The organism is Amycolatopsis sp. SID8362 (assembly GCF_010550475.1).
GTDB lineage: Bacteria > Actinomycetota > Actinomycetes > Mycobacteriales > Pseudonocardiaceae > Amycolatopsis > Amycolatopsis eburnea.
In genome coordinates, this window is sequence record NZ_JAAGNB010000062.1 from 1 (window position 1) to 10,073 (window position 10,073).

The 10,073-nt window shown below is 71.9% G+C and carries 13 protein-coding genes; 3 read left to right on the forward strand and 10 right to left on the reverse strand.

The annotated features are described in order from the left end of the window. From G3I65_RS02305 to G3I65_RS02335, 7 genes are all read right to left on the reverse strand, one after another. Window positions 1-370, reverse strand: a 370-nt coding sequence (locus G3I65_RS02305) for an FAD-dependent oxidoreductase (RefSeq protein ID WP_160694277.1), incomplete at its 3' end; no start/stop codon positions are given. After that, window positions 367-567, reverse strand: coding sequence for a ferredoxin (locus G3I65_RS02310; protein WP_125313307.1), 201 nt, complete (start codon window positions 565-567; stop codon window positions 367-369). The genes G3I65_RS02310 and G3I65_RS02305, both read right to left, overlap by 4 nt. Then, entirely contained in the window at window positions 551-1,207 is a 657-nt protein-coding gene (locus tag G3I65_RS02315) for a TetR family transcriptional regulator (protein WP_160694279.1), read from the reverse strand. Before G3I65_RS02315 ends, G3I65_RS02310 begins: the two co-directional genes overlap by 17 nt. Then, window positions 1,204-2,406: a cytochrome P450 gene (locus G3I65_RS02320; RefSeq protein ID WP_163046629.1), complete on the reverse strand. Its 1,203-nt coding sequence runs from the start codon at window positions 2,404-2,406 to the stop codon at window positions 1,204-1,206. Before G3I65_RS02320 ends, G3I65_RS02315 begins: the two co-directional genes overlap by 4 nt. 340 nt (window positions 2,407-2,746) lie before the next feature. Next, a complete protein-coding gene (locus G3I65_RS02325) occupies window positions 2,747-3,184 on the reverse strand; it encodes a pyridoxamine 5'-phosphate oxidase family protein (protein ID WP_160694283.1) in 438 nt (145 codons plus the stop codon). 4 nt (window positions 3,185-3,188) lie between these two features. Continuing rightward, on the reverse strand, window positions 3,189-4,292 hold the full coding sequence (locus G3I65_RS58700) for a cytochrome P450 (protein ID WP_203612255.1): 1,104 nt from the start codon (window positions 4,290-4,292) through the stop codon (window positions 3,189-3,191). Beyond that, window positions 4,289-4,828, reverse strand: a complete 540-nt coding sequence (locus G3I65_RS02335; protein ID WP_125313302.1) for a TetR/AcrR family transcriptional regulator — start codon at window positions 4,826-4,828, stop codon at window positions 4,289-4,291. The genes G3I65_RS58700 and G3I65_RS02335 overlap by 4 nt, the downstream gene beginning before the upstream one ends. Before the next feature lie 90 nt (window positions 4,829-4,918). Between G3I65_RS02335 and G3I65_RS02340 the strand changes: the two genes are divergently transcribed. Next, window positions 4,919-5,938 carry an aldo/keto reductase gene (locus G3I65_RS02340; protein ID WP_160694287.1) on the forward strand — a complete coding sequence of 340 codons (1,020 nt, stop codon included), beginning with the start codon at window positions 4,919-4,921 and terminating at the stop codon, window positions 5,936-5,938. Further along, window positions 5,938-6,792, forward strand: coding sequence for an LLM class flavin-dependent oxidoreductase (locus G3I65_RS02345; RefSeq protein WP_160694289.1), 855 nt, complete (start codon window positions 5,938-5,940; stop codon window positions 6,790-6,792). Before G3I65_RS02340 ends, G3I65_RS02345 begins: the two co-directional genes overlap by 1 nt. A 4-nt stretch (window positions 6,793-6,796) precedes the next feature. On the opposite strand, the gene G3I65_RS02350 is transcribed toward G3I65_RS02345, so the two are convergent. Next, a complete protein-coding gene (locus G3I65_RS02350; protein WP_160694291.1) occupies window positions 6,797-7,201 on the reverse strand; it encodes a hypothetical protein in 405 nt (134 codons plus the stop codon). A 53-nt stretch (window positions 7,202-7,254) separates the two neighbouring features. On the opposite strand from G3I65_RS02350, the gene G3I65_RS02355 reads away from it, so the two are divergent. Next, the gene (locus G3I65_RS02355; RefSeq protein WP_160694293.1) at window positions 7,255-7,671 is read left to right on the forward strand and encodes a MarR family transcriptional regulator; all 417 of its coding nucleotides are present in this window, start codon (window positions 7,255-7,257) and stop codon (window positions 7,669-7,671) included. Window positions 7,672-7,682: 11 nt separating this feature from the next. On the opposite strand, the gene G3I65_RS02360 is transcribed toward G3I65_RS02355, so the two are convergent. After that, complete coding sequence (locus tag G3I65_RS02360) at window positions 7,683-9,680, reverse strand: cellulose binding domain-containing protein (protein ID WP_166639549.1); 1,998 nt, start codon at window positions 9,678-9,680, stop codon at window positions 7,683-7,685. A 79-nt stretch (window positions 9,681-9,759) separates the two neighbouring features. Next, window positions 9,760-10,073 (reverse strand): OB-fold nucleic acid binding domain-containing protein (locus G3I65_RS02365; protein ID WP_345944063.1); only part of this gene is annotated, 314 nt, incomplete at its 5' end.

Genomic DNA, 10,073 nt, shown 5'->3' on the forward strand with positions numbered 1-10,073 from the left:
CGTGGACGCCCGCCAGGCCGTGCTGACCGGGCAGCGTGCGCGGCCGCAGGCCGGTGGCCAGCACGATCGCGTCCGCGGTCAGCGTCCGCCCGCTCAGCGTGTGGACGGTCCGTTCGGCGGCGTCGAGCCGGACCGCCGGGTCGCCCAGCACGAAGTCCGCGGCCAGGCCGGACAACGCCTCCGGGTCGCGCAGCCGCGCCCGCTCGGGTTCCCAGGCGCCAGCCAAGACCTGTTTGGACAGTGGCGGCCGGTCGTAGGGCAGGTGCGCCTCGGCGCCCAGCACGGTCACCCCGCCCTCGAACCCCTTGCGGCGCAGGGCTTCCACCGTCGCGAGCCCGGCGGCGGACGCCCCGACGACGAGGACGTTCACGCGTCCTCGCTGACCGAGATCGCGACGCCGGGGCACACGCTGGCCGCTTCCCGGACGATCTTGTGGTGCTCCTCGCCGGGGCGCTCCTCGAGCAGGATCACGATCCCGTCGTCCTCGCGCTGGTCGAACACGTCCGGCGCGAGCAGCACGCAAGTCCCGGCGCCGCAGCACTTTTCTTCATCAACGGTGACCTTCACGGCCGTTCCTTTCCCTCGGGTGGTTCGTGACGGGCGCGAGCCACAGGCCGACCAGTGCGTCGGTCAGGCCCGTGGCGGCCTCGCGCCAGGTGGCTCTGGGGGTGTCGCCGCCTTCGGCCAGCGCGCGTTCGCGCTCGGCCATGGTGTGGATCAGCAGCTGCCGGGTCATGGCGTTGCGTTCGGCGTGGACGTCGGGCGGCAGCTCGGGCAGGCACCGGGCCAGGCCCTCGACGGTCCGCGCCAGCGACGGCGACGACAGCGTCTGCGCCGCGACGACCGCCCGCAGCGACGGCTCGGTCATCACCTGCGCGGTGAACCGGGCGAACCAGGTGGGCGAACCCGCCGTCGCCAGGTACCCGGTCGACGGGTGCACCAGGCAGCGGACCCAGTCCCGCAGCCCGGCGCGGTCGCCGAGCTCCGCCAGCATGTCCCGGCGGAGCTCCTCGACCCGCGTGGCGTGCCGCCGGGCGATGGCGCGCACCAGATCGGCGCGGGTGCCGAAGTGGTAGCCGACCGCGGCGTTGTTGCCCTGCCCGGCGGCCTCGCTGATCTGCCGGTTCGACACGGCGAGCACGCCGTGCTCGGCGTACAGCCGCTCCGCCACCGTCAGGATCAGCTCCCGCGTTGCCCGCGCCGTCACCAGCGGACGGGCAGTTCCCGCAGGCCACCGACGGCGAGCCCCTCGACCCGGCGCAGTTCGTCCGCCGGGACGGCCAGCTCGAGCGAGGGCAGCTTGCGCAGCAGCACCTCCAGGACGACCTGCAGCTCGGTGCGGGCCAGCGGCTGCCCGAGGCAGGCGTGCGCGCCGGCCCCGAAGGCGAGGTGCGGGTTCGGGCTGCGGCCCAGGTCCATCTCGGCGGCGTTGCCGAACGCGCGCTCGTCCCGGTTGGCCGCGGCCATGCTGCACATCGCGGTGGTGCCGCCGGGCAGCACGGTGCCGCCGACCTCGAAGTCTTCGTGCAGGTAGCGCGCCATCCCGACCCCGGCGTTGGCGTCCAGCCGCAGCGATTCCTCGACGGCGGTGCGCACCAGCGACGGGTCGGCGAGCAGCGCCTCCCACCGGCTCCGGTCGGCGAGCAGCATCGCGACCATCTTGGCGATCATGTTCGCGGTCGTCTCGTGCCCGGCGATGAGCAGCCCGATCCCGGTGGCGATGAGCATCGCGTCGGACCACTCTTCGGGCAGCAGCGCGCTCAGGATGTCTTCCCCGGGTGCGGCCCGCTTCCCGGCGATGAGCCCGCCCATGTACTGCCCGAACTCCAGCTGAGCAGCGTCGAACTCGGCCTGGGTGTACCGGGTCATGCTGAGCATGACGTCGGACCAGTGCGCGAACCGGTCCCGGTCGGCGTCGGGCACGCCGAGCATGTCGCAGATGACCCAGACGGGCAGCGGGAAGGCAACCCCGGCCTTGAGGTCCCCGGGCGCGCCCTTGGCGACCAGGTCGTCGATGAGCTGCTCGGCCATGGCGGCCATCCCGGGCCGCAGCGCGTTCATCCGCTTGGCGGTGAACCACTTCCCGAGCGTCCGCCGCCAGGTGATGTGCGCTTCCCCGTGCTGCGGCAGCACGGTGGCCATCTCGGAGTTGAACACCCCACCGGACTCGGTGTCGGCCACGCGCGCGGCGTTGTCGGCGGGGGTCGGGCGGGTGAAGCGGGGGTCGGAGAGGACGGTCTTGACGTCGTCGTAGCGGGTGATCAGGGTCGCTTGGTCCCCGCTGGCGAGCGCGACGTGGGCGATGGGGCACTTCTCGCGGAACTCGGCCCACTCGGGCGGGGGTTCGAGCGCGGTTTCGGTGTCGAACGGGAAGCGCGGCAGCGGGTCGGTGTGGGTCGGCGTCATCACGGGCTCCTCGTTGGTGAATGTCCCCTGTTCCCGAGGATGGAGAAGGTCTGATCTTAAGTCAAGCAGTTGACTTAAGATCTCTGCGGCCCCCTGCCCGAGACGTAGTGAATGACTCATTCATGGCGTCCGGTGACATGAATGAGTCATTCACTACATCCGCGCCCAGGGTCCCGGCGAAGTCGCGCCGGCGCCGCAGGGATGCCATGAAAGGGTCGTTCATGTCGTCTGGCGAGGTGAACGACCCTTTCATGACATCGCGGATCGCCGGACCGGCCGCACCGACCCGACTTTGCCGGGGCCCCGACGTCCGCACCGCTCAACGCAACCGCGCCTCAGCTCACTCGCGCTCGACCTTGCGCAACCCGCCCGCCGGCGTCCACCACTCCACCACCAGCAACGTCGCCGTCGCGTTCAAGTGCGTGTGCACGACCTCCGCGACATCGACCCGGAAACTCCCGCCACCATCCGCCGACACCGCCCGGCCCGAAATCTTCGCCTCCCCCGGCCACTCCGCCTCCGCGCCCTCGACCGGGTCGACCGTCGCGCTGTGCACCGCGAACCGCGGGTCCCGCAGCAGGTCCGCGCCCTTGCGCGCGTTCGGCATCGACCCGAACGTCAGCTCGCCGTCCGCGAAAACCGTCTCGATCCCCGAGATCCGCGGCGAACCGTCGGCCCGCACCGTCGCGATCGTCTTGTGCTTGTGCGCGTCGAACAGCGCCTGCACACGCTTCGCGAACTCCGGTTCCGCCGCCTCGAACTCCCGCCACGCAGTCATGCCGTCATGATGGCAGCCACCGCGCGGGTACGGCCGCGGGTTTGCGGAACACCAGCCCCGACGGCGCCACGTCGGACTCCAGCGCGATGCCGGGCAGCCGGTCGAACACCGTCTCGACGGCGATCCGTGCCTCCAGGCGCGCGAGGTCGGCGCCGAGGCAGAAGTGCGGGCCGTGCGCGAACGCCAGCTGCTTGCGCAGGTCCGGGCGGCTCGGGTCGAACACGTCCGGGTTCGCGAACACCGCCGGGTCGCGGTTGGCCGCCGTGAGCGAGACCGTCACCAGGTCGCCTCGGGCGATCGACGCTCCGGCGAGCGAGACGTCGCGGGTCGCGTAGCGGTCGACCACCGCCGCCGCGGGTTCCAGGCGCAGCGATTCCTCGATCGCGGCCGGGATGAGGGCGCGGTCCGGGGGCGACGGCTCGCGAAGCAGGTGGCGCAGGAGGTTGGCGATCATGCCCTCGGTCGTCTCGATGCCGCCGAACATCAGCACCGCCGCGTTCGACACCACTTCCGGCAGCTCCAGCGCCGAAGCCGCCTCGGTCAGCAGCGAGCGCCGGCCGACCGAGCCCTCAAGGTGCGTGCGCAGCTCGCCGAACGCTTCCGCGCCACCGGATCCCGGCGGGCGGCCCGCCGAGATGTCGTCCACTGTGGACACGATCGCGTCGTACCAGGCCAGCACGCGCGCCGTGTCCGTGTCGGCCAGGCCCAGCGCGTCGGCCACCACCGCCACGGAGAGCGGGCCGGCCAGCTCCCGCCGCAGCTCCGCGCGCCCGGCCGCCGCGAAGCCGTCGACCAGCCGGGCGCATTCGGCGCGAACGAACCCGGTGAACCGGTCCGCGATCTCGCGGGGGCGGAAGTGCCGGGCGAACGGCGCCCGGTGCCGGGTGTGCTCGGCCGCCTCCAGCGACAGCATCGACGGGCCGACGACCCGGGCCGTCGAGAACCGCGGGTCGTCGACGGTGAAGGTGGCCGCGTCGCGCATCACCCGCAGCGCCAGGTCGTGCCGGGTGACCAGCCAGCCGTCGAGCTCCGGCCGCCAGGACACCGGCTCGGTCGCGCGCAGCCGGGCCAGCAGCGGGTACGGGTCCGCCGTGAGCTGCCCGGTCACGCCCGCAGCCCCGCGATCAGGAGGCCGACCAGGCGGCGCGCGTCGTAGTCCGGGTTGTTGTCCTCCGCGCCGATGCACAGGTTGCCGACGCCGCGCATCAGCTCCAGCGGCCGCACGCGCGCGGTCAGTCCGGCGGCTTCGAGCAGCTCGGCGCACACCGGGACCAGGCGGTCGAGGAAGTACGCGTGCAGCGCGGCGAAGCCGTCGCCCTGCATTACGCCTGCCAGCCCGTGCTTGGTCACGAGGAAGTCGACGAACAGGTCGATCCACTCCGCCAGCGCCGCGTGCGGCGACGCGGCCGAGGCCAGCAGCGCGGGGCCTGCGTCGGCGCAGGCCTCCACCTGGTGGCGGTAGACCGCGATGATCAGGTCCGCCCGGGTCGGGAAGTGGCGGTAGATCGTGCCCATCCCGACGCCGGCCTTCGCCGCGATGTCCCGCACCGGCGCGTCCACCCCCGACGCGACGAAGACGGCGGCCGCCGCGTCCAGCAGCGTTTTCTCGTTGCGCTGCGCGTCGGCACGCTTGGGCCTGCCCATCACACCTCCCGGGGTTGCTAAACGGAACATTGCTCCGTATTGTTAGCGGAGCAACGTTCCGCTTGCCATCATCCCACGGAGGAACCCGAAATGCAGTACCGCACCCTGGGCCGCACCGGCGTCCAGGTCAGCACCCTCGCCCTCGGCGCGATGAACTTCGGCGCGATCGGGCGCACCACCCAGGCCGAGGCCACCGCGATCGTCGACGCGGCCCTCGAGGGCGGCGTCAACCTGATCGACACCGCCGACATGTACGGCCAGGGCGAGTCGGAGGTCATGGTCGGCCAGGCGATCAAGAACCGCCGCGACGACCTCGTGCTCGCCACCAAGGCGGCCATGCCGATGGGCGAGGAGCGCAACCACCGCGGCACCTCGCGCCGCTGGATCTTCAAGGCACTCGAAGACAGCCTGCGCCGGCTCGACGTCGACCACGTCGACCTGTACCAGATGCACCGCTGGGACCCCGCGACGAGCGACGAGGAAGCGCTTTCCGCACTGACCGACCTGCAGCGCGCCGGCAAGATCCGCTACTTCGGCTCGTCGACGTTCCCCGCGTACCGGATCGTGCAGGCCCAGTGGGCCGCGCGCGAGCACCACCTGAGCCGGTACACCACCGAGCAGCCCAGCTACTCGATCCTGCAGCGCGGCATCGAAGCCCACGTCCTGCCGGTGACGCAGGAGTACGGCCTCGGCGTGCTCGCGTGGAGCCCGCTCGCGTCGGGCTGGCTCTCCGGCGCGGTCCGCGCCGGGCAGGAGATCACGACCAACCGCGCGGCGGCCCTGCCCCAGCGCTTCGACCTCGCCGACCCCGCCAACCAGGCCCGCCTCGACGCCGTCGAAAAGCTGGCCAAGCTCGCCGACCAGGCGGACCTTTCGCTGATCCAGCTGTCGCTGGGCTTCGTCACCGCCCACCCCGGCGTGACCAGCGCGCTCATCGGCCCGCGCACGCTCGGCCACCTGGAGTCGCAGCTCGCCGCCGCGGACACCGTGCTGCCCGCCGACGTGCTCGACGAGATCGACGCGATCGTCGCCCCCGGCGTCGACCTGGCCGCGCACGAGAAGTTCGACACCCCGCCCGCCCTGCTCGAGAAGTCCCTCCGGAGGCGTTGATGACCAGCTTCGGCATCATGACCGCGCCGATGAACGTCGGCTACGACGAGATCCTGCGCGTCTGGCGCGAAGCCGACGCGATCCCCGAGATCGAGCACGCCTGGCTGTTCGACCACCTCATGCCGATCGGCGGCGACCCGGACGGTCCGATCCACGAGGGCTGGACGCTGCTCTCGGCGATGGCCGCGCAGACCGAGCGGATCCGGCTCGGCCTGCTGGTGACCAGCAACCGCTTCCGGCCGCCGGCGGTGCTGGCGAAGATCGCGACCACAGTGGACATCGTGTCCGGCGGCCGCCTCGACTTCGGCATCGGCGCCGGTTCGCGCCCCAGCCACCCGTTGGCGCGGCGCGAATACGACGGCCACGGACTGCCCTACCACTCCCAGGACGACGCCGTCGCGGCGCTGGCCGAGGCGCTGACGGTCATCCGTCGCTTGTGGACTTCCGAGGAGCCGTTCGACTTCGACGGCGAACACGTCAAGCTGAAAGGCGCGTTCGGCAACCCGAAGCCGGTGCGACGACCGCACCCGCCGATCGTGCTCGGCGGCCGGGCGAGCGCGACGCTGCGGGTGGCCGCCGAGCACGCCGACGTGTGGAACATCCCCGGCGGCGGCGACATCGACGACCTCGCCGCCCGCAGCCGGCTGCTCGACCGCTTCTGCGCGGAGATCGGCCGCGACCCGGCGGAGATCACCCGCTCGATCGTCCTGCCCGTCGACTACGGCAAGCCCGCCGCCACGCGGGAGAAGATCGAAGAAGCCGTCGGCGCCGGGTTCGGGCACGTGGTACTGGGCTTGACGAACCCGTACCCGGACGGCGTGGTGCGGTGGGTCGCCGACGAGCTGATCCGCTGAGCTTTCACGCCTCGACGCGCTCTCGCACCGCCCGCAGCTCCTCGTCGACGACGGCCATCTGCGCGTCGACCGCGGCCGCGTCGGTGTCCTCGGGGAAGAACAGGCTGAAGATCAGCTCAGCCCCGGTCAGGTTGGGCACCACGCGGGTGAACAGGCCGAGGTTCGGGGCTTCCGCGCTGACGAAGTCGACGACCCCGTGCTCCCGCGCGACCTTCACCGCGACCAGCCGCGGCCCGTCGTCGGCCGGGACGCGCCAGACGTCGTCGTGGTCGTGTTCGACGGCGGGCGCGAACCCCGGCGCCCACTCGGGCAGGTGGCGTGCGTCGGCCAGGTAGCCGAGGACGTGTTCGGGCGAAGCGGCGATGGACGTCGTGCGCGTCTCGGCACGACCTACCTGGAATGCTGTCATGAAGTAAACCGTACGCAACTGCGTATCATTTGTCCACGCGTAAAATCCGGCCGGTGAACGAGGACGACGATCTCGGAGCCCTCTGCGCGTGGGCGGGTCGCCGCCTGGCCGAGGCCGAGCAGCCCGTGCTGGCCGAGCACGGGCTCTCGATGTGGCAGTACGTGGTCCTGTCGGCGCTGGCCCGCGGCTCGGCGCCGAGCCAGCTGGTGCTGGCGCAGCAGATCCACTACGACAAGACCCGGCTGATCGCGCTGCTGGACGGCCTGGTGGCGGAGGGCCTGGTCAGCCGCGACCCGGACCCGGCGGACCGCCGGGCCCGGGTCGTCCGCCTGACCGCACTCGGCCTCCGTCGCCACGCGGCGGCGCGGGACGCGATCCGGGCAGTGGAGGACGGGTTATTGGAAGGCCTGGACGGCAAGACGCGGCGGGCGCTGCGGTCAGCCCTCGCCCACCTGGCGAACGCGGACTGACCGCAGCCTGATCACGCCACCGAGCAGAGGGTTCCGTTGAGCGTGAACGCCGACGGCAGGATGTTCGGCCCGCCGTAGTCCGCCACGAACCCCACGTCAGTGCCCGACGTCACCGAAGCCGAGGACGTCACCGTCACCGCGCTGCCGGTCTGCGTCCACGTTCCGTTCCAGCCGCTCGTCACCCGCTGCCGCGCGGTCGGCCAGGTGAACGACAGCGTCCAGTCGCCGGTCACGTCCGCCGACGTCACGCGGATGCCGCCCACGAAGCCGCTCGCCCAGTCCGTGACGTCCGTCAGCCGGACCGTGCAACTGCTCGAAGCTGGCGCGCCCGTCGTCACCGTCACCGGCGGGGACGCCCACGACACCTGGCCCGCCGTGTCACGGGCCAGCACGTTCACCGTGTACCGGCTGCCCGGCACCAGGTTCCGGGCGGTGAACGTCGTCGCCGCCGTCTCGCCCCAGAGCTGGCCGCCCGCGTACACCTCGTACTTCGCGATCGGGTGGCCGGCCGGGGTCGCCGCGGGCCACGTGATCGTCGCCGTGCGGTCGGTCGCCGTGCCGGCCGGCTGGCCGGGTGCGCCCGGACCGGCCGCGGGAGACACCGGGTGCAGGACCACGGTCGTCAGCGAATACGGCGGCAGCGTCTGCGCACCGGCCGAACCCGAAGGGGCGGTGGTGATCGACGTCGCGCCGTTGGCGAACGTCGAGACCTGCGGTGTGGCCGCGGACGGCGTATAACCGGTGTAGTCCAGCGTCACCGCGCGCGCCTGGGCGGGATCCTTGTTGATCAGCAGCACCGCCAGGTCGCCGTTCGGGCGGCGGACGGCGTGCGCGCTCACGAGCGGGTCGTCCGCGCCCGCCCGGACGAACTGGTCACCGGGACGCGCGAATCCGCTGAGCATCTTCAGGCCGTAGTAGGGCGCGAACGGGGTGTTCAGCGGCGGCTCGCAGCCGTCGGAAAGGCAGGTGGCACTCGACAACAGGCCGGAATCCGCGTAATCCGGGTAACCGGCCACAGTGGACAGTTTCGTCCCGCCGTTGTGCGTGTTCCACCAGTCCACTGTGAACACACCGTTCGCGAGCAACGCGCTGTAGGCGTCCGCGGCGAACAGCGCGCCGGGCTGGGTGTCCATGCCCACCGGCGTGTTCGTCTCGGTCATCGCGATGCCAAGCGGACGGCCCGCGTACCGGGTGATCTGCTCGCGGGCCAGGTAGATCATGTCACCCACCTGCTCGGGCTTCGCCAGCGCTTCCTCGGCCGTCGAGCCGGTCGGGTACCAGTGCAGGATCACGAAGTCGACGTGCGGGCCGGCGATCGAGAGCACGGTCTGGTTCCACGTCCCGGTGTCGCCCTCGCCGACGATGCCGTCCGGCCAGTTCGCCGGGGTGGTCAGGACCGCGCCGACCTTTACCGCCGGGTCGGCGGCCTTCATCGCGTCGGCGTAGGCCACGACTTCGTTCGCGTAGGCCGTCGGGCTCTTGTCGGCGTGGTCGTCGGCTTCCCAATCGGCCCCGTAGTGGCCGTTGCCGTAGTTCTCGTTGCCGATTTCCCAGTACTTGACGCCGTACCCCTTTTCGACGTTCGCGTACCGCACCCAGTCCGCCGCCTCCTGCGGCGATCCGGTGCCGTAGTTCGCGATGACGATCGGCTGGGCCCCGGTCCGGCGGACGCCGCCCATGAAGGTGTCGAAATCGGTGTCCGGCGCGACGTAGCCGCCCGGCGCGGTGTTGTCCTTCCAGTGGTAGATGTCGCCGTAGGACCCGCCGGGGTACCGCAGCATCCGCACCCCCGCCCCGCCGAGCAGGTCGGCCACCGCGCCGGTCCCCAGCTGGCTGTCCCACACCGCGTGGTTGACGCCGATCCCGGTGTCCGGCACGGTCGCCAGTCCCGCCCGGACGTCGACGGTGACCGTCGCCCCGGGTGGTTCGGCGGCTTCGGCGGCGGGCACCGCCGCGGCGAGCACGGCGAGCACCGGCCACGCTGCCCAGCGCAGACGTCTTGCTGTCATGGGAAGTCCATCCTCTCGTCGGGCACGAACGGATGGCTGGGAGCGCTCTCGGAGAGAGAACCACCGCGCGGCCCGCAAGTCAACGAAAGTCCCGGGACGACCCCGCGTGCATCGAAAGATCGACGCTTTCGAGCCGGTCGGCGACGAGCGTGACGACCCCTTCGGCCGCCTGGGCGATCCCGCGGACCAGCAGCGCGGCGCTGGTGCGGGCGACCAGCCGCTGCCGTCGCCACAGTCCCGGCGAAACGAGGACGTTCGCCATGCCCGTTTCGTCTTCGAGGTTGAGGAAGGTGATGCCGCCCGCGGTCGCCGGGCGCTGGCGGTGGGTGACCGCGCCGCCGACCCACACCCGCGTGCCGTCCCGCACGCGCGCGAGCTCGGCGGCGGTGATCG